25 protein-coding genes are annotated in these 24,046 nt (G+C 62.5%); 9 read left to right on the top strand and 16 right to left on the bottom strand.

The features are described from left to right. Positions 1–117 precede the first annotated feature (117 nt). The gene (locus tag ACZ5C7_RS10300) at positions 118–687 is read right to left on the bottom strand and encodes a peptidylprolyl isomerase (RefSeq protein WP_464378430.1); all 570 of its coding nucleotides are present in this window, start codon (positions 685–687) and stop codon (positions 118–120) included. 274 nt (positions 688–961) lie between these two features. Continuing rightward, complete coding sequence (locus tag ACZ5C7_RS10295) at positions 962–1,480, bottom strand: peptidylprolyl isomerase (protein WP_464376219.1); 519 nt, start codon at positions 1,478–1,480, stop codon at positions 962–964. 94 nt (positions 1,481–1,574) lie between these two features. Between ACZ5C7_RS10295 and ACZ5C7_RS10290 the strand changes: the two genes are divergently transcribed. Beyond that, positions 1,575–2,561: a succinylglutamate desuccinylase/aspartoacylase family protein gene (locus tag ACZ5C7_RS10290; RefSeq protein WP_464376218.1), complete on the top strand. Its 987-nt coding sequence runs from the start codon at positions 1,575–1,577 to the stop codon at positions 2,559–2,561. 39 nt (positions 2,562–2,600) lie between these two features. On the opposite strand, the gene ACZ5C7_RS10285 is transcribed toward ACZ5C7_RS10290, so the two are convergent. From ACZ5C7_RS10285 to ACZ5C7_RS10275, 3 genes are all read right to left on the bottom strand, one after another. Then, on the bottom strand, positions 2,601–3,320 hold the full coding sequence (locus ACZ5C7_RS10285) for a hypothetical protein (RefSeq protein ID WP_464376217.1): 720 nt from the start codon (positions 3,318–3,320) through the stop codon (positions 2,601–2,603). A 54-nt stretch (positions 3,321–3,374) separates the two neighbouring features. Then, positions 3,375–4,136, bottom strand: coding sequence for an SDR family NAD(P)-dependent oxidoreductase (locus ACZ5C7_RS10280; RefSeq protein ID WP_464376216.1), 762 nt, complete (start codon positions 4,134–4,136; stop codon positions 3,375–3,377). 230 nt (positions 4,137–4,366) lie between these two features. Continuing rightward, positions 4,367–5,437, bottom strand: a complete 1,071-nt coding sequence (locus tag ACZ5C7_RS10275; RefSeq protein ID WP_464376215.1) for an anthranilate phosphoribosyltransferase — start codon at positions 5,435–5,437, stop codon at positions 4,367–4,369. A gap of 168 nt (positions 5,438–5,605) precedes the next feature. Here ACZ5C7_RS10275 and ahbB point away from each other — a divergent pair, with 168 nt between their 5' ends. After that, a complete protein-coding gene (gene ahbB, locus ACZ5C7_RS10270) occupies positions 5,606–6,673 on the top strand; it encodes a siroheme decarboxylase subunit beta (RefSeq protein WP_464376214.1) in 1,068 nt (355 codons plus the stop codon). A 229-nt stretch (positions 6,674–6,902) separates the two neighbouring features. On the opposite strand, the gene ACZ5C7_RS10265 is transcribed toward ahbB, so the two are convergent. The 3 genes from ACZ5C7_RS10265 to ACZ5C7_RS10255 all read right to left on the bottom strand — a co-directional run bounded on the left by ACZ5C7_RS10265 (position 6,903) and on the right by ACZ5C7_RS10255 (position 11,268). Next, a complete protein-coding gene (locus ACZ5C7_RS10265) occupies positions 6,903–7,109 on the bottom strand; it encodes a cold-shock protein (protein WP_076581923.1) in 207 nt (68 codons plus the stop codon). Positions 7,110–7,332: 223 nt separating this feature from the next. Continuing rightward, positions 7,333–10,461, bottom strand: coding sequence for an FAD-binding and (Fe-S)-binding domain-containing protein (locus ACZ5C7_RS10260; protein WP_464376213.1), 3,129 nt, complete (start codon positions 10,459–10,461; stop codon positions 7,333–7,335). A gap of 66 nt (positions 10,462–10,527) precedes the next feature. Then, positions 10,528–11,268 (bottom strand): lipoyl protein ligase domain-containing protein, encoded by a 741-nt coding sequence (locus ACZ5C7_RS10255; RefSeq protein WP_464378429.1) that lies wholly within the window; start codon positions 11,266–11,268, stop codon positions 10,528–10,530. A 75-nt stretch (positions 11,269–11,343) separates the two neighbouring features. Between ACZ5C7_RS10255 and ACZ5C7_RS10250 the strand changes: the two genes are divergently transcribed. Further along, the gene (locus ACZ5C7_RS10250; RefSeq protein ID WP_464376212.1) at positions 11,344–12,279 is read left to right on the top strand and encodes a DUF8155 domain-containing protein; all 936 of its coding nucleotides are present in this window, start codon (positions 11,344–11,346) and stop codon (positions 12,277–12,279) included. Positions 12,280–12,333: 54 nt separating this feature from the next. Here the strand turns inward: ACZ5C7_RS10250 and ACZ5C7_RS10245 are convergent, their stop codons facing one another. Then, a complete protein-coding gene (locus ACZ5C7_RS10245; protein WP_464376211.1) occupies positions 12,334–12,978 on the bottom strand; it encodes an SDR family oxidoreductase in 645 nt (214 codons plus the stop codon). A gap of 71 nt (positions 12,979–13,049) precedes the next feature. Beyond that, complete coding sequence (locus ACZ5C7_RS10240) at positions 13,050–14,093, bottom strand: phosphatase PAP2 family protein (protein ID WP_464376210.1); 1,044 nt, start codon at positions 14,091–14,093, stop codon at positions 13,050–13,052. A 278-nt stretch (positions 14,094–14,371) separates the two neighbouring features. On the opposite strand from ACZ5C7_RS10240, the gene ACZ5C7_RS10235 reads away from it, so the two are divergent. Next, entirely contained in the window at positions 14,372–14,812 is a 441-nt protein-coding gene (locus ACZ5C7_RS10235) for a PaaI family thioesterase (RefSeq protein ID WP_464378428.1), read from the top strand. Positions 14,813–14,827: 15 nt separating this feature from the next. Here the strand turns inward: ACZ5C7_RS10235 and ACZ5C7_RS10230 are convergent, their stop codons facing one another. The 5 genes from ACZ5C7_RS10230 to ACZ5C7_RS10210 all read right to left on the bottom strand — a co-directional run bounded on the left by ACZ5C7_RS10230 (position 14,828) and on the right by ACZ5C7_RS10210 (position 18,145). Continuing rightward, positions 14,828–15,031: a hypothetical protein gene (locus ACZ5C7_RS10230; protein WP_464376209.1), complete on the bottom strand. Its 204-nt coding sequence runs from the start codon at positions 15,029–15,031 to the stop codon at positions 14,828–14,830. A gap of 98 nt (positions 15,032–15,129) precedes the next feature. Continuing rightward, positions 15,130–15,738 (bottom strand): MogA/MoaB family molybdenum cofactor biosynthesis protein, encoded by a 609-nt coding sequence (locus ACZ5C7_RS10225; protein WP_464376208.1) that lies wholly within the window; start codon positions 15,736–15,738, stop codon positions 15,130–15,132. Positions 15,739–15,801: 63 nt separating this feature from the next. Next, positions 15,802–16,134 carry a hypothetical protein gene (locus ACZ5C7_RS10220; RefSeq protein ID WP_464376207.1) on the bottom strand — a complete coding sequence of 111 codons (333 nt, stop codon included), beginning with the start codon at positions 16,132–16,134 and terminating at the stop codon, positions 15,802–15,804. 201 nt (positions 16,135–16,335) lie between these two features. Next, entirely contained in the window at positions 16,336–17,472 is a 1,137-nt protein-coding gene (locus ACZ5C7_RS10215; RefSeq protein ID WP_464376206.1) for a thiolase family protein, read from the bottom strand. A 103-nt stretch (positions 17,473–17,575) separates the two neighbouring features. After that, a complete protein-coding gene (locus tag ACZ5C7_RS10210) occupies positions 17,576–18,145 on the bottom strand; it encodes a cupredoxin domain-containing protein (RefSeq protein WP_464376205.1) in 570 nt (189 codons plus the stop codon). Positions 18,146–18,328: 183 nt separating this feature from the next. On the opposite strand from ACZ5C7_RS10210, the gene ACZ5C7_RS10205 reads away from it, so the two are divergent. Continuing rightward, positions 18,329–19,093: a DUF5806 family protein gene (locus ACZ5C7_RS10205; protein ID WP_464376204.1), complete on the top strand. Its 765-nt coding sequence runs from the start codon at positions 18,329–18,331 to the stop codon at positions 19,091–19,093. Positions 19,094–19,143: 50 nt separating this feature from the next. Here the strand turns inward: ACZ5C7_RS10205 and ACZ5C7_RS10200 are convergent, their stop codons facing one another. Beyond that, positions 19,144–19,686 (bottom strand): DUF7529 family protein, encoded by a 543-nt coding sequence (locus tag ACZ5C7_RS10200; RefSeq protein ID WP_464376203.1) that lies wholly within the window; start codon positions 19,684–19,686, stop codon positions 19,144–19,146. 156 nt (positions 19,687–19,842) lie between these two features. On the opposite strand from ACZ5C7_RS10200, the gene ACZ5C7_RS10195 reads away from it, so the two are divergent. From ACZ5C7_RS10195 to ACZ5C7_RS10180, 4 genes are all read left to right on the top strand, one after another. Beyond that, positions 19,843–20,526: a helix-turn-helix domain-containing protein gene (locus ACZ5C7_RS10195; protein WP_464376202.1), complete on the top strand. Its 684-nt coding sequence runs from the start codon at positions 19,843–19,845 to the stop codon at positions 20,524–20,526. 70 nt (positions 20,527–20,596) lie between these two features. Then, positions 20,597–20,812 carry a hypothetical protein gene (locus ACZ5C7_RS10190; RefSeq protein ID WP_464376201.1) on the top strand — a complete coding sequence of 72 codons (216 nt, stop codon included), beginning with the start codon at positions 20,597–20,599 and terminating at the stop codon, positions 20,810–20,812. A gap of 60 nt (positions 20,813–20,872) precedes the next feature. Next, positions 20,873–21,793 carry an MBL fold metallo-hydrolase gene (locus ACZ5C7_RS10185; RefSeq protein WP_464376200.1) on the top strand — a complete coding sequence of 307 codons (921 nt, stop codon included), beginning with the start codon at positions 20,873–20,875 and terminating at the stop codon, positions 21,791–21,793. A gap of 245 nt (positions 21,794–22,038) precedes the next feature. Next, positions 22,039–23,997, top strand: coding sequence for an AMP-dependent synthetase/ligase (locus ACZ5C7_RS10180; protein WP_464376199.1), 1,959 nt, complete (start codon positions 22,039–22,041; stop codon positions 23,995–23,997). Positions 23,998–24,046 lie beyond the last annotated feature (49 nt).

Genomic DNA, 24,046 nt, shown 5'->3' with positions numbered 1-24,046 from the left:
CGGGTGGTGACGATACAACAGGAGGCAACGATACTGCCGCTGCTGCGTACTGTACCTCGACGACTATTCGCGACTTCTCGAGTGGTGAACTGGAAAACGTTAGGCGTCGGGCGCCGGTTACTCGTCGTCGTGAACGGTCACGGACTCGAGAAGGATTTCCTCCGTCGGCCGGTCGTTCGCGTCGGTTTCGACCGTCCCGATGTCGTGGACGACGTCCATTCCACTGGAAGCCCCGCTTTGCTCGTCTTCTAAGCCTCCGCTTGCGCCACTTGCGGAGCCGTCGATGACCGATCCGAAGATCGAATGATGGCCGTCGAGGTGGGGCTGGACACCGAGCGTGATGAAGAACTGCGAACCGTTCGTGTCCGGACCGGAGTTGGCCATGCTCAGGATACCCGCGTCGTCGTGGCGCAGATCGTCGTGGAACTCGTCGTCGAACTGGTAACCGGGGCCGCCGCGGCCGGTCTCGGTCGGGTCGCCGCCCTGAATCATGAAGTCCTCGATGATGCGATGGAACGCCACGTCGTCGTACAGCGGCTCGCCCTCGACTTCCTCGCCCGACTCGGGGTCGGTCCAGGTTTTGCCGCCGGTCGCGAGGCCGACGAAGTTGTCGACGGTCCGCGGCGCGCGGTCGTCGTAGAGTTCGACATCGATATCGCCACGGTTCGTGTGCAGCGTCGCGATCAAACGCTCGTCAGTCGGACCCGTCCCCGAACTGTCGGCATCGGGGCCCGTCTCTCCGTCCGTCTCGTTCGAGTTGTTCGCACAGCCAGCGAGAAACACTCCGAGACTCGAGGGGATTCCGGCCAGTAACGGTCGTCGATAGCGGTCGATACCGCTCGTGGGGGCGACGATGACCTAACGCTATCGGATTTACTGTCGGTGACCGATCTCGGGTCGCGCTCGGCTCGAGCGCGAATCGGCGCAAAACAGATCGCAAACGGCCGCGTTCGACCGTATTTTACTCGTAGTCGACTGAAACTGACTCGAGGACGATGTCTTCGTTCGGCTGGTCGTTCGTGTCGGTGTCGACGTCACCGATCTCGTTGACGACATCCATTCCGTCGGTGACTTTTCCGAAGACGGCGTGGCGGTCGTCGAGGTGGGGCTGGGCGCCGAGCGTGATGAAGAACTGCGAACCGTTCGTATCCGGACCGGAGTTGGCCATGCTCAGGATACCCGCGTCGTCGTGGCGCAGATCATCGTGGAACTCGTCGTCGAACTGGTAGCCGGGACCGCCGCGACCGGTCTCGGTCGGGTCGCCGCCCTGAATCATGAAGTCCTCGATGATGCGATGGAACGCCACGTCGTCGTACAGCGGCTCACCCTCGACTTCCTCGCCCGACTCGGGGTCGGTCCAGGTTTTGCCGCCCGTAGCCAACCCGACGAAGTTGTCGACGGTCCGCGGCGCGCGGTCGTCGTAGAGTTCGACATCGATATCGCCACGGTTCGTGTGCAGCGTCGCAGTAACGTCTCCCATAGTCACCGGGACGGTCGGCCGAGTGAAAACGGTAGTGGTCTTCGTTGGCATCGGCGGCCGCAGGTACATACCGCTGGACGTGAAACGATCGTCTATGAGTGACGGCACGCACACGGCCGATCAGGTAACTCTCGCCCGGTTGCCCTCGGGCGTGGAACTACCGACCACGGTCCACACCTATCGCGGTGACGAACCGGGACCGACGCTGTACGTGCAGGCGGCCCAGCACGGGCGCGAAATCAACGGTACGGAGGTCTTGCGTCGGTTCCACGATCGACTTCCACTCGAGTCGCTTTCGGGAACGATCGTCGCCGTTCCGGTCGCGAACCCGCTAACCTTCGACCGAGTCTCCTACACGACGCCAGAAGCGCTCGATAGCGTCAACCCCAACATGAATCGCGTTTGGCCCGGCGACGAGGACGGGAGCCTCCACCAGCGCATGGCCGCTCGCCTCTGGGAGTACATCGAGGACGCAGACGCCGTCGTCGACCTTCACACGGGGAGTCCGGACATGCTCCCCCACGTCGTCTACCTCGATGACGACGACGCATCCGCCGACCTCGCACGGGCGTTCGGCTCCGACCTTCTCCTCGCGGAGGAAGCCAACGAGGACGCACCCGACGAGTGGCATCGGCGCGGGTTCGCTGGGAAGCTCCGGGTCGTCGCCACCAAAGAAAACGTTCCGTCGATAACGCCCGAGCTGGCACACAGTAAGCAGATCCTCGAGGATGTCGTTGAAGACGGCGTGGACGGACTGTTGAGCGTCTTGAGCCACCTCGAAATGCTTCCGCCGGTGTATGCCCGCGATCACGATCCGAATCGAACGACTGAGCCGACCGTCGCGCGAAACCACCTCGGACAGGTCACCGCGGAGGCGTCGGGGCTGTTTCGGCCGAACCCCGAACTCGAACTCGGCCAGCCCGTCTCGGTAGGCGTCGATCTTGGCACCATCTATCACCCGACGACCTACGAACCGGTCCAGGAGGCCGTGACCGATCGCGAGGGGATCCTCTATACACTCACGCAAGAGGCAACGGTGACTGCAGGGAGTAAGCTCGCCAGTGTTGCGATTCGCGAGTGAACGTCACGCTACTGGTGGGAAACGTATTCCAGATCCGGCCTATGGATGTTCCCACGGGCACGGACCGATGTCGGCTACTTCCTGTGTGACGAATACCTCCTCGGCAGACACGTCAACCAACCCGTCGAAGGACGCGTCACCGACTCGGAACCCGAAACTATCAGCATCCTCGTGACCGGTGAGCGATCGAACGGTCAACTCGTACGCTCCAAACTCGTCCGTCGCCTCGAGCTCGCGCTCTTTGCCCGCTTCGATCGCGATCGTTTCGTCGATGATCGTGTCGCCGTTGGTCATCTCGAGGTGCACTTCGTGATCTCGAGTATCGGAGTTCCTGACGGTGATAGCTCGAGGCTCGGGTAACCTGACGACATCGGCTTCGTGAAGTTCGAGCGTCCGGGAAGTACCGTCCGTTTCGACCACCGGGTCGTAGGGAGTATCCTCGAGAACCACGTACGAACGATCGGGATCGACTGCTTCGTCGAATCGGATGGTGTCCGATTCGTACGTCCCATCGTCGATTGCGGCGTCGACCTCCCGTTGAATTTCGTCCGGCAACCGCTCGTAGTCGATCGAGACGTGGTGACATTCCTCGTACTTTCGGTTTTCGGACGTTCCTTCCGATCCGTCTTCAGGAGTGGAATTCCCCTCGCTACCGTTTTGTTCCGGGTCGTTTTCGGAATTATCGTCTCCATCGAGACAGCCCGCGAGGGGAGCAGTAGCGGTGACACCCGTCGCGGCGAGAAGCGTTCGGCGATTCATGTCAGATCGTTATTGTCGATCTGTAAATCGTTTCCGCAAGGTGAAACAACGATTTCAGCAGGTCGAAAAGCCGCCGTCGACGACCAGCCCGTGACCGCTCACGAACGATGCCTCATCGCTTGCGAGAAACAGAATTGCGTCGGCGATCTCCTCGGGTTCGGCAAGTCGCTTGAGGGGATACTCCGCTTCCATCTCCTTCCGTGCGGCTTCGGGATCGCCCTGTCCCTCGAGGTACTGTTCGACCAGTTGGGTGTTCGTAAAGCCCGGACAAACCGTATTCGCCCGAACGCCGTAGGGCCCCGCCTCGGCGGCGATCGCTCGAGTGAAGTTCAACACCGCGCCCTTGCTCAGCGAGTAGGCGGCCTGTTTCGGGAGCCCGAGGATGCTCGCGAGCGAGCCGACGTTGACGATCGCGCCGTGACCCTGCTCTTTGAGGTGGGGAAGCGCTGCGTGACAGCCGTTCCAGACGCCGTTGACGTTGATATCCATGACGAAATCGCGAATCGACTCGTCGGTCTCTTCCATTCGCGACGACGGATGGCCCGTTCCGGCGTTGTTGACGAGCACGTCGAGACCGTCTTCTTCGGCGACAGCGTCGATGACCGCGTGGAACTGCTCGCTATCGGTGACGTCGAGTTCGTAAAACGCCGCGTCGCCGCCGGCGTCCTCAATCGACGCGACGACCTCATCACCGCCGCTCGAGTCAATATCGGTGACGATGACGTGTGCCCCTTCTTCGGCGCACCGTTCGGCTGTCGAGCGTCCGATTCCCGCGGCCGCACCGGTGACAACAACTGTCTTGTCTTCGAGTCGCATACGGTTGTAATCGGACGGATACCATATAAATTCGTTCATGATTTTCCACAGGATTTTCGATCTCGTTCAGCGTTTTGTGGTCTCAGGCGAACACTGGTAACAAGGTCGCTCGAGAGTCCGATCGATTCGCCACAATTGGGACTCGGCGGATGCGGAGAGAGCGGGAACGAAGCGTGAAGAATACGAAACGGCGAGTACAGAAACCGAGTTAGTTCGCGTCGTTGTGTCCCTTAGAACGACTGAAGGTCTTCGAGGACTGCCTGTGCGCTTCCGTCGTCGATAACGTCTCGAGCCGCCTCCAGGCCGTCCTCGAGCGAGTCGACGTCGCCGCGGGCGTAGATCCGAAACGCGCCGTTGAGGGCAATTGCGTCGGCGAAGTGATCATCGCGCTCGCCGGCAAGCACTTCCTCGGTGACCGTCGCCGAGTCGGCCTGGACGTCATCGACCTCGAGATCCTCGCTTTCCATCTCCATCCCGTACTCGGCGGTTTCGATCTCGAAATCTTCGAACGTGCCGTCGGCCTCGTCCCATTCGGCGACCTTCGTGTAGCCGGGACGGATGTCGTCGTAGCCTTCCATCCCCTGGAACATGATCACGCGCGAGTACTCGAGGTGCTCGCTGCCCTTGATCAGGTCGGTCATCTTCTTCGCGAACGCGAGGTGGTAGAACGAGCCCAGATGCACGTCGGCGTTGGCCGGGTTCGCGACCGTCTCGATGGTGTTGACGAACGTCCGGACGCCCATCTGGTCGCGACGGTCGTGCAGCGAGTCGATGGCGGGGTTGAACTCGGGCTGGTAGTAGAAGCCGAAGCCGGTTTCGTCGACCATCTCGGCGCTCTGCTCGGGGTCGATTGCCGTTCGAACGCCGAGTTCGTCGAGGACGTGTTTGTACGCGGTCTCTTTTTGGGTCGGGACGCGGTCGCCGGAGTGAACGACGACCGGCGTTCCCGCGGCGGCGGCGACGAGGCCCGCACCGACGCCCAGAATCGCCGAGGTGTGTTTGCCGTCGTAGTTCGCGCCGCAGTCGACGGGATCGCAGTCGGGTTCCGCGCCGACGACGCCCTCCTCTATCATCACGTCGGTAAACGCCGAGAGTTCCTCGGCGTTGTTGTGCTTCCACCGATTCGCGAGCCAGAACGCACCGAGTGTCGTATGGTCCGGTTCGCCGGCGAGGATGCGCTGGAACGCCTCTCGAGCCTGCTCTCGAGACATGTCCTCCGCCGATTTCGTGCCGGTCCCGACGACTTCGGTCATCAGCCGTTTCACGGGCCAGTCGCCGAACTCTTGGGTTGCTTGCGCCATGTTTTGCAGTTCGGACGGGCGGCGCAAAAGCCTCCCGCTTCCGGGTATCGGCTGACACGAAAAACCGCTCGTTCTGTGCTCGAGGTTCGATTCCGAACGAAAGAAACCACCCCGAAACGTGCTCCGAGATCCGAAACCACTACCTTTGGCTCGTCCCTAGACCAGCCAATGAGTACCCAGTCGGGTGCCTGGCTCGAGACGGTCGACGACGTCGACGCCGCGATCATCGACAGCTACCAGAGCGGCTTCCCGGTCGCGGAACGGCCATTTCGTCGACTCGGCGACGCACTCGAGATCGCCGAATCGGACGCCCTCGAGCGGGTTCGGCGGCTTCACGAGGAGGGGATCTTCCGGCGCTTCGGACCGGTTCTTAACCCGCCCGTGATCGGCTCGTCGACGCTGGCCGCGGTCCGCGCACCCGAGGACCGCTTCGAGGAGATCGCAGCGGTCATCAACGACTACCGGCAGGTCAACCATAACTATGCCCGCGATCACGAGTGGAACATGTGGTTCGTCGTGACCGCCGGCTCTCGCGAGACCAGAGATGAGATCCTCGCGGAAATCGAAAGCCGAACCGGCTGTGCCGTTCTCAACCTGCCGATGCTGACCGATTACTACATCGACCTCGAGTTCCCTGTCGTCAACGCCGACAGCTTCGCTCGCCAGAGCCTCGAGCCGGGCGCTCGACCCTCCGAAACCGTCGAGCAAAGCGAGGCTTCGCCCACCCGAATTAGCGAGGACGCGGCGACAGACCTCTCCTCGTTCGAAGCCGACCTCCTGCTCGAGGTCCAGGACGGCTTCCCGCTTTCGGAAACGCCGTACCGAGATCTGGCAACAGCGCTCGATGCCGACGTTTCGGACGTGCTCGAGGCGATCGAGCGACTCAGCGAGAACGGCTGTATCAAGCGGATCGGCTGCGTCGTCAACCATCTCGTAACCGGCTTCGACGCGAACTGCATGGTCGTTTGGGACGTGCCCGACGACGAACTCGACGAACGCGGCGTTCGCGCGGGCGATCTGTCCTACGTCACGCTGTGTTATCACCGGCCTCGCCGCGAGGACCTCGAGTGGCCCTACAACCTCTTTACGATGATCCACGGCCGCGATCCGGCGGCCGTCGACGAGAAGATCGACGAACTTGCTTCGGAGTACCTCCCCGTAGATCACGAGCGGCTGTACTCGACGAAAACGTTGAAACAGACCGGCGCGCAGTACGAAGAGTTAGTCGGGGACTGAACGCGTCGCGTTCGCTCAACGGGGACGGGCAGGTATTGCAGGCCCTGGCGGAATGAACGGGCGAGGTGAGGTCGCGAGTGATCTGACGGATATCTCACTTCGTTCAGATAGAGTTGCCAGAGCACTCGCATTCAGTACAGAACGTACAGATAGCAGCAGCTCGAACGTGTAGCCTTCAGAAAATCGAGATTGTTGTCTGTCGCTGTGAACGACAGTTGTGTCTCGGTAATTACTGTCGGACGACGTTCGTCGCACGAGGCCCCTTGGGCGAGGATTCGATGTCGAACTCGACCTCAGTACCTTCCGTGAGGTCTTCGCCGCCGACATCCTCCATGTGGAAGAAAACGTCTTCGTCGTCGTCGAGGTCGCCGTCATCAGTCGAAATGAAACCGTAGCCGCCAGTGTCGTTGAAGAAATCAACCTTGCCGTTTGCCATTACAAACAAACAGAGGGGTGGATGGGGTATAACCCTTCCGAGGGTCGCGGTACCACGACTCTCCACACTACATTCGCACGTGTAGTGACCGAACTGTCCGATTCAGTTTTCGGTACGATTCTCAATTCAGCTAAATGAATCAATCGCGCTACTACCTACTAGTAGCGTTGAGGCGGCCAGCACCCACGTATTCACTACGAATCTAATTGAGATAAGGCCAGATTTACTCGAGCGCGTTCGCAACCAACTCGATCGGCGTCGGCGGTTCCTCCTCGGCTTCGGGGTGGCCCTCGAGCTGGCTCCGACAGGAGGCACCGGGTGCGACGACGCGTTCCCCGTCGCTCAAGTCGACCTGGTCGTAGAGCACGTCGGCGATCGCGTTGCTCATCGAGGCGTGTTCGGCCTCGTACCCGAAACTGCCGGCCATGCCACAACAGCCCGAGTCGAGCGGATCGACGGCGTACCCCGCCCGTCGGAGGAGGCCGACGGCGTGGTGGTCTTTCGCCGTCGCCTTCTGGTGGCAGTGGCCGTGGTAGGTGAGGCGCTCGAGGGCATCGATATCCGTATCCGAGTCCGGATTGACATCCGACGGCGAAAGGAACGAGATCGACTCGTCGAGCCGGAACGTATCGAGGTACTCGCAGATGCCATACGTATTGTTCGCCAGCGCTCGAGCGTCGTCGCCGAGCAGATCCAGATAGTCCGACTGCAACATGACGGCGTCGGAGGGCTCGACGAGGACGATATCCCGGCCGTCCTCGAGGTGAGGTGTGAGTTCCGCGACGTTTTCTCGAGCGGTTTCACGAGCCTTCTCGAGAAAGCCCTTCGAAAACGCCGGGCGGCCCGTATCGCCGACGCCGTTGGGCACCGTGACGTGGACGTCCGCGGCCTCGAGGACGCGAACCGCCGATTTGCCGGCCTCGGGGTGGTTGTAGTTGGTGTAGGTATCCGGGTAGAGGACGACCTCGCGGGCGGCGTCGGCTTCCGTGACGTTCGCCCCGCCGCGACGTTCGAACCAGTCCGAGAAGGTGTCGCTGTGGAACGTCGGAAGGGGCCGATCCGCGGCGATCCCGACCGTTTTCTCGAGGAGCCAGCGCGATCCTGGAATCTTCGGGAGGACGTTCGACAGCGGCGCGAAGCGACTCCCCCACCGGGAGAGGTTCGAAACGTTCGCGAACAGTCGGTCGCGCAACGACGAGCCGTTTCGCTGGTGGTACTCGTGGGTCACTTCGGCTTTCAGCTTCGCCATGTCGACCTCGCTCGGACAGTCGATGGCACAGCCCTTACAGCCGATACAGAGGTCCATGACCTCCTCCGTGAACTCGTCGGAGAAATGCTCGCCCGGCGGGAGGTCGCCGCTCATCGCCTGTCGAAGGGCGTTTGCCCGCCCGCGGGTACTCGTGATCTCTTCGCGGGAAGCCCGATAGGTCGGACACATCACGCCGCCGGTCGTGGACTGCTCGCCGCGACAGCCGCCACAGCCGTGACAGAGCTCGACCATCCCCTGCATGCCGTTATCGTTCTCCCACTCGAGTTCGGGCTCGAAGCCGGCCTCGTACTCGTAGTCGGGGTCGAATCGGAGGTTCTCCCGGAGGTCGGTCGGCTCGCCCTCGCGGAAGACGACCTGTCCCGGATTCAGGAGCCAGTCGGGATCGAACGCTGTTTTGAGGTCTTTGAACGTCTCCCAGAGGTCCTCACCGTAGAGTTTCCGATTCCATTGCGTTCGGGCGCGGCCGTCGCCGTGTTCGCCCGAGACCGAACCGCCGAGGTCGACCACGAGGTCCGTCACGTCGTCGGCGATGCCCTGGAGCTGATTGATCCCGATATCGGTCTTCGTGTTCACCAGTGGCCGGACGTGCAACACGCCTGGTCCGGCGTGGGCGTAAAAGGTCGCATACGTATCGTGGGACTCGAGAATCGCCTCGAACGATTCGACGAACTCGGGCAGGTTCTCCGGCGGAATCGCCGTATCCTCGATGAAGGAAACGTGCTTCTCGTCGGTGGTTCTCGAGAGCAAGATCGGGAGCCCCGACTTGCGGAGCTTCCAGAGCTGTGCTCGCTCGGTCTTCTCGTAGGCCTCGAGCGCGTCGATCGCGACCGGGTCCGCCCCGTTCGGGGGTATCGCGCCCGAATCAATCTCTGAAACGCCGCCGTCGGGCGTCCCAGCCGGCGTGACGGACGGGCACCGATCGGCGAGCAGTTGGGCGACCCGCTCGCGGCCTTCCTTCTCGTCTTCGGCGTAGAACTCGACCAAAAGCGTCGCGTTCGTGCCCTCGGGGAGCATCTCCGTGACGGGAGCGAACTCCGCGGTGCCGCGTGCGAGGTCGATCAACACGTCGTCGAGGACCTCGACCGCGGCGGGATCGTGCTCTATGATCGGCGCGACGTCCGTCATCGCGTCGTGAAGGTCCGGATAACACAGCAAGGCGACGGACTTCGTTTCCGGAACCGGCTCGAGCGAGACGGTCGCCTCCGTTACGATTGCCAGCGTTCCTTCGCTTCCGGCGAGCACCCGTGCGAGGTTGACAGTTCCCGGCTCGCCGGTCTCTTCACCACCGGGAAGGGGGGCTCCCCGGGCTTCCGCAACCAGTCTGTCGAGGTTGTACCCCGAGACGTTTCGCTTGAGGTCGGGGTACGCCTCGGCAATCGAATCGGCGTCCTCCTCGAGGATCCGCCCGATTTCGGCGTAGATCCGCTCCTCGAGCGAGCCGTTCGGATCGCCGCGCTCGTCGATCTCCTCGAGGGTCACCTCGCCGAATTGAGTGACCGTTCCATCCGCGAGGACGACCTCGCAGGATTCGATGTAGGCGTCGGTCTTGCCGTACTGCAGGGAGTGTGCGCCCGTCGAGTTGTTCCCGATCGCGCCGCCGATAGCGCTCTTGTCGCCCCAGGCGGGGTCGGGGGCGAACTTGAGCTCGTGGGGATCGAGCGCCTCGTTTAGCGTCCCGAGGATCGTCCCGGGCTGGACCGTCGCGGTCCGGCCGTCGGGATTGACCTCGAGGATTTCGTTCATGTGCCGAGTAAAATCGAGGACGACGGCGCGGTTGACCGTCTGCCCGGCGAGACTCGTTCCGCCGCCGCGGGGCAGAACCGGAATGCCGCGTCGCGCGCAGTATTCGAGGACGCCGACGACGTCGCTCGTCGATTCGGGGAAAACGACGCCGACGGGCGTCATCTCGTAGGCGCTGGCGTCGGTCGCGTACAGCTCTCGCGAGTACGAATCGAACCGAACCGAACAGTCGACCAGATTCTCGAGGTCGCGAACCAACCCCGGCCGGTCGACATTGGTGCTCGCGTAGTCGTAACTCGCACGTGCGTCGGCGGCCGGATCGTCGCTCGGCTCCGTGGCCATACCTCATTCTTCGGCGTCGTCAGCATAAAGCGTGGGGCATCGGACGCGACCCGAAATCCGGCGAGATTAGTTCATGTTGACGGGCTCTACCGGCCGATTACCGACTAACGTCTCCTCGAGAACGCGCCGAACGCGCTCGGTGTCGAGCCGACCGTCCGTCCGTGAGTCCGCCTTGACCCAATCGGCGACCGCACCGACGGACGCGGGATCGAACGGTACCTCGAGCGCGCCGTACACCCCCTCGAGGAGGGTCGCGAGTTCGTCCCTGTTCGCGACGATGATGATCCCCGAAACGAGCGCGGCCTCCTGCTGAACGCGCTGGGCGATGCCGACTATCTTCCGAAGCTCCGCGGACGACGGCGAATCGACGTCACTGCTCGAGTCCGCGACCGAGAGCGAGTGCGCGCCCGGACAGAACGAATCGCCGGGTTCGCCGCGAACCGCGTCGACGCCGAGGCGCTCTACGGCCCGCTCGAGATCCGTCGTCAATCGTTCGTACCGGTCGTCCGTTCCCCGCCGAAAGTCTTCGACCGGCTCGGCGCGGGCGAACGCGAGCGTCGTTTCCCCGTCGTAGGCGACCGCGCGACCGCCGACGCTTCGCTCGACCGGCTGGAACCCGTACGTTCGCGCGACCGCTCGAGCGTCCTCGTACCCCTCGAGTCTGGCGTCCCGCCGGCCGAAGGCGACCTGTCTGTGGGGACGCCAAACGCGAACCGCCGGGGTTCCACCGGTTGCGATCTCGAGGAGTCGCTGGCTCACCTCACGGTCTGCCTCGATGGTCTCCGCACGCCCCCGAAGGACACTCACGGACATTTGTCGTACTGCGACGGGCTACGTGCCGACGCGCCTAAACCTTCGTGGCGCACAGGGGAAGACGAATAGATGGCCGTCACCCTCACCGAGTCGATGCTCGCCCGGTACGAGCGGTTCTCGCTGTACAACTCGCCGTATCCGGCCCACGACGGCGGCCGTGCGATCGATCTCTATCCCGGAACCCTCCGAGACGGCCGGACGACCGACGCGCCCAGCCCCGTCTCGGGAACCGTCCTCGAGACGAAAACCGTCCGCGCACCGTCGAAACCCTACGCGCCCGAGCACGATCACCTCATCTTGCTCGAGATGGATCCCTCGAGCGCTGGTAACCCAGAGGATGACACCGACCGCCTCATCGCCCGAATCCTCCACGTCGATCCCACCGTCGAGGCTGGCGATACCGTCTCCGCGGGCGACTCCCTCGGCACGCTCGTCCGTGCGGGCTTTTTCGCGCCGTGGGTCGACAACCACCTCCACGTCGGCTTTCGTCGTCCCGATCAGAACCACCATCGCGCGTCGGGCTCGCTCCCGCTCGAGATCGGGCCGGACGTCGAGCTAACGCCCCTCGAGTGGGACGGAACGGGGACGGTCGTCGAGACCGGCGACACCTACGCGATCCTCGACAGCCCGACCCATCCGAATCCGGGCAATGCGTTCGCGGGTATTCGAGCCGACGGCGGCGGGATCCTCGACGGCGGGATTCCCCACTACGATGGCGGCGGGATTCTCGAGCGGGGAGGTGGCATCAATTCGGGGAACTCGACGCTCGAGTCGGCGATCGGCGAATCGGCCGCGGTCTCGCTCAACGGCGACCGGCTCGGCGTCGCCACGGATCGGACGATTATCTGGGACGACGTCACCGTCATCGTCGACGGCGAGCCGATCACCGGCCTCTCGCTATTTTGCGCTCGAGACGCTTCTTTCGGTGCCAAACTCATCTGTCCGGATCGGTCGCTCAAGGTCGGTCGTCGGGTCCGCGTTGGCGTGCAGAATAGACGAAAGTGAAACAGCTCACGTGTTCGACCGCCTCGTTCGAACCCTTCGGCGAGAGGGGTCAACTCAGCGTTCGGGACGAATTGCCTCCTCGATTTCGGTATCGCCGCCGAAGAGCCTGATCGTCTCGCCGACCGTCTCGTCGCTCTCGAGGGAGGTGACGACCGCCTGGGCGACATCGGCCCGCGGGATTTCCTCGCCGCCCTCGCCGCGGTACTCGAAGGTCGCCGACACGCGTCCCGTCCCCCCGTCGTCGGTGAGCGCCGTCGGCCGGAGGATCGTGGACTCGAGCGACGAGCGCTCGAGGAAGTCGTCGGCGGCCCGTTTGGCAACCCGATACGGGCGAATCGCCTCCGGGTCGGCCAACGGCTCGCTCGCGCTGTAGGCGCTTATCATGACGAACCGGTCGATTCCGCGATCGACACACGCGTCGACGGCCCGTCTCGCTCCCCAGAGGTCGATCAGCAGCGTCTTATCCCAGCCGGTGTCGCCGCCGGCGCCGGCCGTGAACACGACGGCGTCGGCCCCCTCCAGTGTGGATTCGAACTCGCCCTCAAGATCGCCGAGGCGCGGTTCGCCGCCGCGCTCGCGGATCGCGTCGAACTGCGACTCGTCCCGGACGATCCCGATCGGGTGGTGCCCTGCCTCCTCGAGTCGGGGGAGTAACTCGCGGCCGATTCCGCCGTTCGCGCCGATCACTGCGACGTTCATTGTACCTCTCTTTCAACACGGCGATCTCAATAGGTGCTACGGTCAGCCGACTCTCCGACAGACCCGGGTCGTTACCGGGTTCGAATCCACTCGAGAAGCCGCTGCCCGTATTCACGAAGCACCGCGAATGCTCGCCGCCAGGTGCTCGGCCTGAGCAGGTATCGGAGACCCCGAAGCCCCATCAAGAGCCAAAATCGTATCGCGCTTCCGACGCGGTGTGCGTGTTCGGAGTGGCGCATCACCGGAATCGTGACGATCACCGCCGTCGCGAGTCCGATCGTCCCGCCGGCCGTATACGGCGACAGGAGCGGGAAATACTCGAACGTCGCGACCAACGACGCCAGAGCCAGCGACGCGAGTCCGCCCCGCACCGCGATCGGACCCAGAGCCTGGGAGGGACGCGAAGTCGCGACCAGTTCGCGGCCGAGCATAACGAGTTGCCAGCCGGCAAACGCGCCGACCGAACCCGCCAAGATGAAAATGGCGTCTCGATCGATGTCGCTCGTCGCGACGAAAAAGACGCCGAAGAGCACCGCCAGGCCGAACGTGATCGTTGCCGGATCGCTGAGACGACGATTGATAAGCGCTCGAGCGGCCAAAAGCAGGGCCAACCCGACCCCAACGCCGACGACAACGTCGACGAGGTAGTGAACGCCGAGGGCGAGACGGGTGAAACAGACGGTGGCGACTATCGCCGCCGCTCCGGCAAAGCGCCGCCGCGGCGTACTAACCGTGAGGACGGACGCCAACCCGAAGTAAACGATAGTCGTGTTGACCGCGTGGCCGCTCGGAAATCCGTATCCGGTCGCCAGCGCCGTTGCTTCGTACACCGGTTGGATGGCCCACGGAAGCAGTTCGGGGTCGAGCAAGGGTTCGTCCGGTCTCGGAAATTCGAATATTTCCTTTAATCCCTTGTACATCCCCATTCCCGCCAGCCACGCTCCGGCGACGGTTGCGATATCGTCCCGTCGTGGCGTATCGAACCAGTAAAACGCCGCGAGAACGAGCGCCAAAAACCAGATATCTCCCAACTGGGTGAGCAAGGCGACGACGACCGCCAACCACTCGGGAACGAATTCTTGAATCGGCTCGAGTTCGCCAATACCCCGCGACATACAAGACAGTTAGTAACTTGAGACAAAAAACTCTCTATGTTGCGACGATCTCTCGATCGGAGTGAATGAGCCGTTTCAACACACGGACGCGGCTCCGCAAACGCAAGTCGAGTCGACGAACTGTTCGGCCACCTCGATCGAATAAACGGTTGTCAACGTGAAAGTGCGAAAGCGCAGAGACCAAGGCGGCCGCTCACGGACAAGGGGGCATGAGCGAGGAGACAGCAGAGCCGATCGGGATCCCGGAGGCAGTCGAGGACCCGAACGATCTCGGAGAGATGCTACAGGGATATATCGACGAGTACCAGGAGTTTCTCTCGTGGATCGGAACCTCGGTGGACCACATCGGCGAGGGGACGATGACCCTCTCGATTCCGTACGACGAGAAACTCACGAACGTCCGTCCGGAAGCGGGCCCGGATCGGCGACCGGACATGCACGGCGGCGTCGCCGCGACGCTCATCGACACCGCGGGTGGGCTGGCTCTGCGGACGGAACTCGAAGATCCCTTCGCCGCGAGTATCGCGACCATCAACCTCAACGTCAACTATCTCCGGCCAGCAACGGGTGACCTGAGCGCGACGGCGAACGTGATCCGGGTCGGCTCGAGCGTCGGCGTGAGCGAGATAACTGTCGAGAGCACGACCGCGGACGGCGAGACGAAGGCGGTCGCGACCGGACAGGGCTCCTACCGGATCTTCCGCGGGAACAGCAACTGAATCGTCGACACCTGATCAGTTTTCCGAGCGCTTGGTCCGTCGGTAGCCGCGCCAAATTCGTCGGTGAAGGTAAAGCCCGATCAGTGCTACCGCGACGAGGTAGAGATAGATCGCCGCCTCGAGGTATCTGGGAACCATCCCGAGCGAAGCCGCGTCGGCGAGAACCGGTTCGATCACAGTCTCGAATTCGACTCGAAGGGTTTCAAATCGCGCCTTCACAGCGTTGGATACTATAACCGGGTCCGAACCGTTCAGGAAACCGTGATTGACAGGAGTTTCGAACAGTCTAGAGAGTCAGTGATCGGACAATTACCGGATCACTCGTCGGAGCGAAACGCCTCGAGCGACTGGTCGGTGGCCTCGGTTCGGTGGCTCGTCGCGAGTCCGGCGAGGTGTGGCGCTTCGGGAACGATGAGCTTCTCGCAGGCAGTTTGACAGGCGTTCGTGCTCCCCGGCAGGGTGAAAACCGGCGTGTCGACGGCGATGCCCGCCGTTGCTCGAGAAGCCATCGCGCGGGTTCCGACTTCGTCCCAGGAAAGGGAACGGAACAACTCGCCGAATCCGGGCAGTTCGCGTTCGAACAGCGAGGCGGTCGCTTCGGGCGAGACGTCGTCGGCGGTGACGCCCGTCCCGCCGGTCGTCACCACGATGTCGATCTCGCGTTTGGCGACCAAGCGCCGAACGGCGGTTCGAATCGCGGCGTAATCGTCCCGGACCAAGACGCGCTCGCGCACCTCGTGACCCTCGTTCTCGAAACACGCCGCAACCGTGTCGCCGCCGGGGTCCTCGAGCGTTTCCGGCTCGTCGGCTTCCGTCTGGGCCGCGGCCGCTCGAGAGGACGACACCGTCACGATCGCGACGTACAGCGGGTCGATGATGTCGTGGCCGTGCTCGTCCGTCGTGCGTCGAGTCTCGTCTGTCGTCATGTGGGTGTCTCTATGCTCGAGGGCGATAATAGCTCCCCCGACACGCCGCGTCGTCCGCCCGCGTTATCTTCCCCACTGCTCGTCGTCGCCGCGTTCATCCTCTCCTTCGCGAGCGGCCTCATCATCCTCTGAACTCGAGAACGGGAAATCGTCCGCTCGGGAGGGATGGACGTTGTACCCGCCGCCCGCGTAGGGGTCCTCCGACGGGTCGTACTCGAGTTCGCTGCGCTCGAAGAGGTACATGAAAAACCCAAAGATCGGAATCAATCCGACGAGCAACAGCCATCGTTTGCGCTCGAGTGGCACCCGTCCGGTATCGTAGTAGACGAGGGCAACGACCCCGAGATGAAGACTTAACGGGATGAAGACGAGCGCGAACAGGAGGATGTTGCTCATGGCGATAATTCGGGCTCCGAACTTGTAAATCGCTCCGTCAACCCGACCCTAGAAACGATAATCAGCGACTAGCGCCGCTTAGTTGACCTCGAACTCGATCGCCGCACCCTGACGCGACCACCTTTTGTCTCGGCCGACTCGCTCGCTTCGCTCGCTCGCGGCCTCGCAAAATCTGGGCTAAAAAGTGAAAGATACCGCCGCTTAGTTGACCTCGAACTCGATCGCCGCACCCTGACCGAAGCCGACACAGAGCGTCGCCAGTCCGCGGCCGCCGCCGCGCTTTTGGAGTTCGTGAATCAGCGTAACGGGAAGGCGAGCGCCGGAGGCACCGAGCGGGTGACCGATCGCGATCGCGCCGCCGTTGACGTTGAAGATGTCGGGATCGATACCGAGTTCGTCACGCGAGTAGAGACTCTGGCTGGCGAAGGCCTCGTTGAGTTCGACCAGATCGTAGTCCTCGATGTCGCGGCCGTTCCGCTCGAGGAGTCCTCTCGTGGCTGGCACCGGACCAACGCCCATGATGGTCGGGTCGACGCCAGCGACGTTGTTCATGCCGACCTCCGCGAGGATCTCGAGGTCGTTTTCCTCGGCGAACGCCTCGCTCGTCACGAGCAGCGCGGAGGCGCCGTCTGAGATCTGGGAGGCGTTTCCGGGGGTGACGCTGCCGTCGGATTTGAAGACCGTCGGCAACTCGCCGAGTTTCTCGGGGGTCGTTCCCGGACGGAGTCCTTCGTCTTCGGTGATCGTCCCGTCCTCAGTATCGATCGGAACGATTTCGTCCTCGAAGCGGCCCTCTTCGGTCGCTTCGACGGCTCGCTGTTGACTCTTGGCGGCGTACTCGTCCTGTTGCTCTCGAGTGACCCCGAACTCTTCGGCGACCTTCTCTGCGGTCATCCCCATCTGGAGTTCGCCGACGTTGTACTCGGCGGCCATCCGCGGGTGGACCTCCATCGTGTTCTCGCCCATCGGTACGCGGGTCATCGACTCGACGCCGCCGGCGATGATCGCGTCGCGGTTACCCGCGGCGACGGCGTCCGACGCGGAGATGACCGCCTGCATGGAGGAGGCACACCAGCGGTTGATCGTCGTCGCCGGAACGCTCTCGCCGAGATCAGAGAGCAGCGCGATGATGCGGGCGACGTTGTTGTCCTGTTCGCCGCGTTGCTGGGCACAGCCCCACATCAGATCGTCGATATCGTCGCTCGAGAGGCCGCTGTCCGCGAGGATTTCGTTGATGAGCGGAATGGAGAGGTCTTCGCTTCGCAGGTCGGCGTACACGCCGTCTTCTTTCCCTTGCGGAGTACGATACGCGGCTGCGATAACAGGCGTTTGTGACATACCCTACCGGACGGTCTTTATCATCTTAAAACACACAGAACCACTCGAAATGTAATGAGAGTTTATCAACGAACGACACGGTCTTGGAGCCGACGATTGCGGTTCAATCGCCGTCGACGATAATTGTCCCGGACATATCGTCCCCCATCTCCTGCTGTGCGACGCTCTCGTACTCGTAAACGCCTTCGACCTGAAACGTGTTCGTGTGGACGAAGGGCTCGTGCCTAATAGCCGAATACCCTTGCCAGTACGCCTCGTCCGGTATGTCCGTGACGCTGAGATCGTAATTGTTCCCGTTCCAGACGAACGCGACCGACTCGCCTGCGGTGACCTCGAGTTCGTCCGGATCGAACACGTCCTCGTCGCCGCCGACGGTGACCGTGTGATCGGACGATTCGACGGCCTCCTCGACGCGTTGTTCCCAATCGGGGCCCGACTCCTCGTCGTCGGATCCGTTCGAATCGTCGCCGTCCGTATCGTCTTCCGCGTCAGAACCACCGGTATCGTTCGATTCGTCTTCGACACGGCCGTCGCCGTTCGAATCGTCGTCAGAACCCTCGTCGGTGCGGTTCTCCGCGTTCCCTCCGCCGTCGTCCGGCTCGTCGTCGCCGCCGAGACATCCCGCAGCAGTCGTCGATACTGTCAGTCCAACTATTATGTCTCTCCGTTTCATTATCGTTCGGTCGTTTAAAGATTAGATATAAAATCATTCTGGTTTTCCAACCTTTGTAACCGACGGCCGAGTTCGACGGACTCGGTATCGAATCTGTCCGTCTTTAGAACGCGTCGAACGGATGCCATCGCACGGACGCCATCGAGAACAATCCTTATCTCCGGTCCTTGGGAATACCGTGCTATGAACGAGGACAATTCGCAGGACGAGCAAGAGATGGAGCCGACGGAATCGGCGGGGTCCGAATCGACCGCGGTTCAAAACGGTACGTCGGGACGCGAAGACACGCCCGAACGAGACGGCACACCCGAACGAAACGGTGACTCGAGCGAGCCAGCACCTCGAGACGGCCCCTCGGGCGAGTCCACCGACGCGAACGCTACTGTCGCCGACTCCGCGTCGTCCGCCGAGGACTCGATGCCGGGGGTTCCGAATCCCGACGAAGCCGACGAAAGCGACGTGCCGACGGACGTCCAGAAGTACGCCCGCTTCCAGAAGATGGACGGGGCGCAGTACGACCGCGTCAACGAGTTCCTCCGCGATCGGACCTACATTACGGCCCGCGAGTGGGCCATCGCCCGGCTCTGTTCTGACTTCCGGACCGAGACCGGCGTCGAGATGACCAAAATCGGCGAGAACCTGCCCGAACTCGTCCCCTTCATGACGGACACCTACACCCCCCAAGCCGTCAACCAGGCTCGAAGCTCCTTCGAGGACAAGATTCGAACCGCCGGCGCGACCTTCCTCTACGGCGCGATGTGTGACTTTTTCACCGCCGAAGAGCTCGACGACGTGATGTACGAGTCGACCGAGGTCGCGAAGTTCCTCCTCGAGGTCGAGGGTGTCGACCTCTCGGTCGAAGAGGAACTCGAGGCCGAAGAGCGCATTTCGTCGGTGATGCGCGACGTTCGCGACGCGAGCCAAGAGCTGCGAGAAGACGAAGCCTGAGCGAAACCAATCGGTAGGAGCGTTCCGGCTCGGGCGGTCTGATTCGAGCGTTACCCCTCAAGTTCTTCCACGGAGTCGACGAACAGCGACGGCTCGTCGTGGGAGAAGACGATCCACTGGTCGTCGCCTTCTTCGGTCTCGTCCGTCCCGTCGGTCTCGTCGGTTTCGTCGGCCGCCGCCTCGAGATAAACGAAGAGGTGTCCCTCCGCGAGCGAGGCTTCGAGCATCGACCGTGCGTCGGGCAGATCGTAGTACAGCGGCAATAATACGGCGTGTTCGCTCGAGTCGTCGCGTTCGACGGCGAGGACGAACGTCGTTTGGCCCTCGGTCTGGTAGTAGACGTCGACCGCGGCGAACGCGACGTCGTCGCGGCCGATCAGCTCCTCGACAGCGGTGTACTGCTCTCCCGAGACGGCCGCTCGAAGGCCGACTCGGTCGGCGGTATCGACCGGCGTGACCGCCTCCGGTTCGACGAAGGTCGTCTCCCAGCCCGCGGTCTGGAACTCGCCCTCAATGGCCGCCGCGTCCTCGAGTAACTCCTGCCACGGATCGGCCTCGTCGGGCGTCGGTTCTGAGGTCGTTCCGTCGGTCATCAGCGAGCCACCCACGGGTCGTAGCGGTTTCCGTCCATACGTGATGCACCAACGGTCTCGAGGAAAAGTATTGTCCCCGACAGCAATCGGTGCGTGAGCTCGACTGTCCGTTCTGCTAATACCACGAGTTTTCCCCGTTCACCGCTTGCTCCGTATGTGAGTGTTATCACCGAGTTCACGATTCCGGCGGAGGCCTTCGCGCTCGAGCAGGCGTTCGAGGACGTCCCGGGAATGACGATCGAAATCGAACGATTAGCGACCCACAGCCGGGAGTGGGTGATGCCGTTTCTCTGGGCGACCAGCGACGAGATCGAGGCCGTCGAAGAGGCGCTTCGGAACGATCCGACGATCACTGACCTCAAGCTGATAGATGTCGACGGGAAAATCGGCTATTTCAACGTGACGTGGAGCGAGGAGGTTCAGAGCATGGTCGATCAGATCGTCGACCAGCACGGAATCGTCCAGGAAGCCGAGGCGTCGGACGGGTACTGGCATCTCAAACTCCAGTTCGTCGACCAGGAGACCTTAAAGGAGTTCCAGCAGTACTTTCAGGAACAGGAGTATTCGCTCGAGTTAGACAGATTGTACGACGGAACCGCCCCGAAGGAACGCGAGTACGATCTAACACCGGCCCAGCGCGAGGTGCTCGTGACTGCACTCGAGATGGGCTATTTCGAGGTTCCTCGCGATGCGCAGATCGGCGACATCGCCGAGGAGCTCGGAATATCGACGAACGCCGTCTCTCAGCGACTCCGTCGAGCGACCGGGAACCTTACGGGAAATATTCTCACCGTCTCGACGCCGAAGTCGGTTTCCGACGAAACGAACTCGTCAGAATAGCCGTCCGCTTATAAACAGTCTCGAGTTCAAAGCACGATCCGTATGTCCCTCGGAGACCATTGTTCAGGTGATGAGTAAGAGTACGCGTTCGAAGGCCTCCGCCGATTCGGTATCCGACGAGAACGAAGCGGGGAAGACGAAGGTTGCCGCCGTGTGTACGTCTTGCGGTGAAATCTACGCCGCCGAGCAGCTGTCGGACGGCGAGGTCCGACCGATCGGCCGGAAAGACGGCTGTCGGTGCGGCGTCGGAACGTTCGAAGCGATCGGAACCGAAGCTCCGAACTGAAATCGAGCGGAGTCGACCGGGATACCAGCTTTTATTCGATCCGGCGACGGGGCTACCGATATGGGAACGAGCGACGTCCACGAAGTCACGGCCGGGGATTGTGCGGACCTCTACTACGTCGACACCGGAATGTTCGGCACGGACGAGTACGGCGCGGCATACCTGCTCGACAGCGAACGGCCGGCGGTCGTCGAAACCGGCGTTGGAACGAACTACGAGCGCATCCTCGCGGCGATGGAAGCGGTCGGGATCGACCGAATGGACCTCGAGGTGATCGCGGTTACGCACATCCACCTCGATCACGCCGGTGGCGCGGGCCTCCTCGCCGAAGCGTGTCCGAACGCGGATGTCTACGTCCCCTCGGTCGGCGCGGGCCACCTCGTCGACCCGTCCCGATTGGTCGAGGGGACGAAACGGGCAGTCGGAGACCGGTGGGAGTTCTACGCCGAACCGGAGCCGGTTCCCGAATCACGAATCGTCGAACTCGAGGACGGCGACACCGTCGATCTGGGGGAACACGAACTGCACGTCCACGCGGCACCCGGACACGCACCACATCAGGTCGTCTTCGAGGACCCCGAAAACAACGCGGCGTTCACCGCGGACGCCGCGGGGATCTGGGTACCGGAACTCGAGGAGATCCACGAGACTTCGCCGCCCTCGAACTTCGACCTCGAGCAGTGTCTCGAGGACGTCGAGACGCTAAAGACGATCGACCCGGACGTGCTTCTGTACACACACTTCGGGCCGCGCGAGGTCGGCGACGACGCCGACGCCGCGCTCGAGGAGTACGCGGCGGTTCTTCGCGAGTGGGTGAACGATGTCGAGGACAAACGCGAGGACCTCGAGGACGATCAAGCGGTTATCGACCACTTCGCAGAGCAGGCGGCCTCGGTCGGAGCCTGGGGCGATCGAGCCGCTCGAGCCGAGGCGACGATGAACACCCGCGGCGTGCTCGGCTATCTCGACCACCGAGAGTGAACATTCGGCGATCGGTATTCACGAATCCGAGTGTTACCCTGCCGAGTTTTGGAAGGGAACATCGACTCGTCGATTAACAGTGGTAGCGACCGCCGGACTATTCCCTCAGCACGTGTGGTCATCGGATGTCGGGCTTTCAGGCGGTTTCGATCGGCCCCAGCGGAGATAAGCGAGCAGATAAACCGAAAAACATGTGAAACTCGTTTCAACATGTTTTATCGCTCGGGACCGTCTGTCACACGCATATGAACTGGCGGGATGCTGAACGAGAGTACGACGACGAGGTAATCGGGGAGACGACGCTCGGCAGAATGTTCGAGAACGGTGCCGAACGGCACTCGAACCGGCCGGCCCAGCAGTACAAGGGCGGGATATACGATCGTTCGCTCACCGAGTCGGTCCTTCCCGCGGCCGACGCCGGACGGTTCCGGACGATTTCCTACGCGGAGATGCGAAACATCGTTCGAAACCTCGCCGCGGGCTTTCGCGAACTCGGCGTCGAGACCCGCGACCGGGTCGGCATCTTCTCGAACACCCGGATGGAGTGGGCACAGACCGACTTCGCCCTCCTCGGCATCGGTGGCGTCGTCACGACGGTCTACACCAGTTCCTCGCCGGAGCAGGTCCGATACTTACTCGACGACCCGAACGCGTCGGGCGTCGTCGTCGAGAACGAGGAGCTCGTAGAGCGCGTTCTCGAGGTCGAAGACGAACTCGATCTGGAGTTCATCGTCTCGATCGACCGCCTCGATGGGTACGACGACCGGGAGGATATCATGACCCTCGCCGAGGTCCACGACCGCGGCGAGGACGCCTTCGATCTCGAGGCCTACGAGGGGTGGGTCGACGAACCCGCGATGGACGACCTGGCGAGCCTGATCTACACCAGCGGAACGACCGGCAAGCCGAAGGGCGTCCAACTCACGCACAGGAACTTCCGGGCGAACGTCAATCAGGTACGAAAGCGCTACGGCCCCCGTCCGGACAAGGACGAGGACGTGTCGGCGATCGACGAGGAGACGACCGTCGTCTCGTTCCTGCCCCTCGCACACGTCTTCGAGCGAACGGCGGGGCACTTCTTGATGTTCGCCAGCGGTGCTTGCGTCGCCTACGCGGAGGACACGGAGTCGCTTCAGGAGGACTTCGGACTCGTCCAGCCCCAGAGCGCGACGAGCGTCCCTCGCGTGTACGAGAAAATCTACGACGCCATCCGCGAGCAGGCGAGCGAATCGCCCGTCAAAGAGCGCATCTTCAACTGGTCGACCGGCGTCGGCCGGGAGTACTACGAAGCCGACTCGCCGGGCCCGATCCTGAATCTCAAGCACTCGATCGCGGACAAACTGGTGTTCTCGACCGTCCGGGAGGCCTTGGGCGGCGATATCGAAATGCTGATCAGCGGCGGCGGGAGCCTCTCGCCAGATCTGGCGACGCTCTATCACGGAATGGGGCTGCCGATCTACGAAGGGTACGGGCTCACCGAAACCGCCCCCGTCGTCTCCTGTAACCCGATGGAGGAGCCGAAGGTCGGAACGATCGGCCCCGCCGTCCCGGGCGTCGATGTCAAGATCGACGAGTCCGTCACCGATGACGAGACCTTCGACAGCGATCCGGGTGAGGTCGGCGAACTGCTCGTCAACGGGGAGAACGTCACGCAGGGCTACTGGAACAAACCCGGCGCAACCGATCGGGCATTCACCGAAGACGAGGACGACAAACGGTGGTTCCGAACGGGCGATATCGTTCACCTACGCCCCGACGACTACATCGAGTTCCGCGAACGGGCCAAACAGATTCTCGTCCTCTCGACCGGCAAGAACGTCGCACCCGCACCGATCGAGGATTCGTTCGCCGCGAGCGAGGTCGTCGAACAGTGTATGGTCGTCGGCGACGGCGAGAAATTCGTCGGCGCGCTGCTCGTGCCCAACACGGCTCACGTCCTCGAGTGGGCCGAGGAAGAAGGGATCGACCTTCCCGACGACCCAGAAGCGATCGTCGACGACGACCGGGTACAGACGTACGTTCAGGAGGAAGTCGACCGCGTCAACGAGAACTTCGAGAAGCACGAAACGATCAAGCGGTTCCGGCTCGTCCCACAGGAGTTCACCGAGGAAAACGACATGCTCACGCCGACGATGAAGAAAAAGCGCCGCGTGATCCTCGAGCGCTTCGACGACCGGGTTGACGAGATTTACGAGGAGGAGTGATCACCGACAACCGATTCGATCGAGGATTCGTCTCGTTCCATCGAACGTT

This window comes from Halostagnicola alkaliphila, assembly GCF_055379965.1.
Note: the sequence above shows the minus strand (reverse complement) of the source record. Positions and strands in the feature narration are given on the sequence as shown.

Excerpts from the sequence above, each read along its gene's own strand:
- ACZ5C7_RS10225 (WP_464376208.1), bottom strand. The coding sequence starts at position 15,738 with ATGACGACAGACGAGACTCGACGCACGACGGACGAGCACGGCCACGAC.
- ACZ5C7_RS10265 (WP_076581923.1), bottom strand. The coding sequence starts at position 7,109 with ATGGCAAACGGCAAGGTTGATTTCTTCAACGACACTGGCGGCTACGGT.
- ACZ5C7_RS10260 (WP_464376213.1), bottom strand. The coding sequence starts at position 10,461 with ATGGCCACGGAGCCGAGCGACGATCCGGCCGCCGACGCACGTGCGAGT.
- ACZ5C7_RS10180 (WP_464376199.1), top strand. The coding sequence starts at position 22,039 with ATGAACTGGCGGGATGCTGAACGAGAGTACGACGACGAGGTAATCGGG.
- ACZ5C7_RS10235 (WP_464378428.1), top strand. The coding sequence starts at position 14,372 with ATGCTACAGGGATATATCGACGAGTACCAGGAGTTTCTCTCGTGGATC.
- ACZ5C7_RS10295 (WP_464376219.1), bottom strand. The coding sequence starts at position 1,480 with ATGGGAGACGTTACTGCGACGCTGCACACGAACCGTGGCGATATCGAT.
- ACZ5C7_RS10215 (WP_464376206.1), bottom strand. The coding sequence starts at position 17,472 with ATGTCACAAACGCCTGTTATCGCAGCCGCGTATCGTACTCCGCAAGGG.
- ACZ5C7_RS10245 (WP_464376211.1), bottom strand. The coding sequence starts at position 12,978 with ATGAACGTCGCAGTGATCGGCGCGAACGGCGGAATCGGCCGCGAGTTA.
- ACZ5C7_RS10190 (WP_464376201.1), top strand. The coding sequence starts at position 20,597 with ATGAGTAAGAGTACGCGTTCGAAGGCCTCCGCCGATTCGGTATCCGAC.
- ACZ5C7_RS10290 (WP_464376218.1), top strand. The coding sequence starts at position 1,575 with ATGAGTGACGGCACGCACACGGCCGATCAGGTAACTCTCGCCCGGTTG.
- ACZ5C7_RS10280 (WP_464376216.1), bottom strand. The coding sequence starts at position 4,136 with ATGCGACTCGAAGACAAGACAGTTGTTGTCACCGGTGCGGCCGCGGGA.
- ACZ5C7_RS10200 (WP_464376203.1), bottom strand. The coding sequence starts at position 19,686 with ATGACCGACGGAACGACCTCAGAACCGACGCCCGACGAGGCCGATCCG.
- ACZ5C7_RS10275 (WP_464376215.1), bottom strand. The coding sequence starts at position 5,437 with ATGGCGCAAGCAACCCAAGAGTTCGGCGACTGGCCCGTGAAACGGCTG.
- ACZ5C7_RS10205 (WP_464376204.1), top strand. The coding sequence starts at position 18,329 with ATGAACGAGGACAATTCGCAGGACGAGCAAGAGATGGAGCCGACGGAA.
- ACZ5C7_RS10220 (WP_464376207.1), bottom strand. The coding sequence starts at position 16,134 with ATGAGCAACATCCTCCTGTTCGCGCTCGTCTTCATCCCGTTAAGTCTT.
- ACZ5C7_RS10240 (WP_464376210.1), bottom strand. The coding sequence starts at position 14,093 with ATGTCGCGGGGTATTGGCGAACTCGAGCCGATTCAAGAATTCGTTCCC.
- ahbB (WP_464376214.1), top strand. The coding sequence starts at position 5,606 with ATGAGTACCCAGTCGGGTGCCTGGCTCGAGACGGTCGACGACGTCGAC.
- ACZ5C7_RS10285 (WP_464376217.1), bottom strand. The coding sequence starts at position 3,320 with ATGAATCGCCGAACGCTTCTCGCCGCGACGGGTGTCACCGCTACTGCT.
- ACZ5C7_RS10250 (WP_464376212.1), top strand. The coding sequence starts at position 11,344 with ATGGCCGTCACCCTCACCGAGTCGATGCTCGCCCGGTACGAGCGGTTC.
- ACZ5C7_RS10210 (WP_464376205.1), bottom strand. The coding sequence starts at position 18,145 with ATGAAACGGAGAGACATAATAGTTGGACTGACAGTATCGACGACTGCT.
- ACZ5C7_RS10185 (WP_464376200.1), top strand. The coding sequence starts at position 20,873 with ATGGGAACGAGCGACGTCCACGAAGTCACGGCCGGGGATTGTGCGGAC.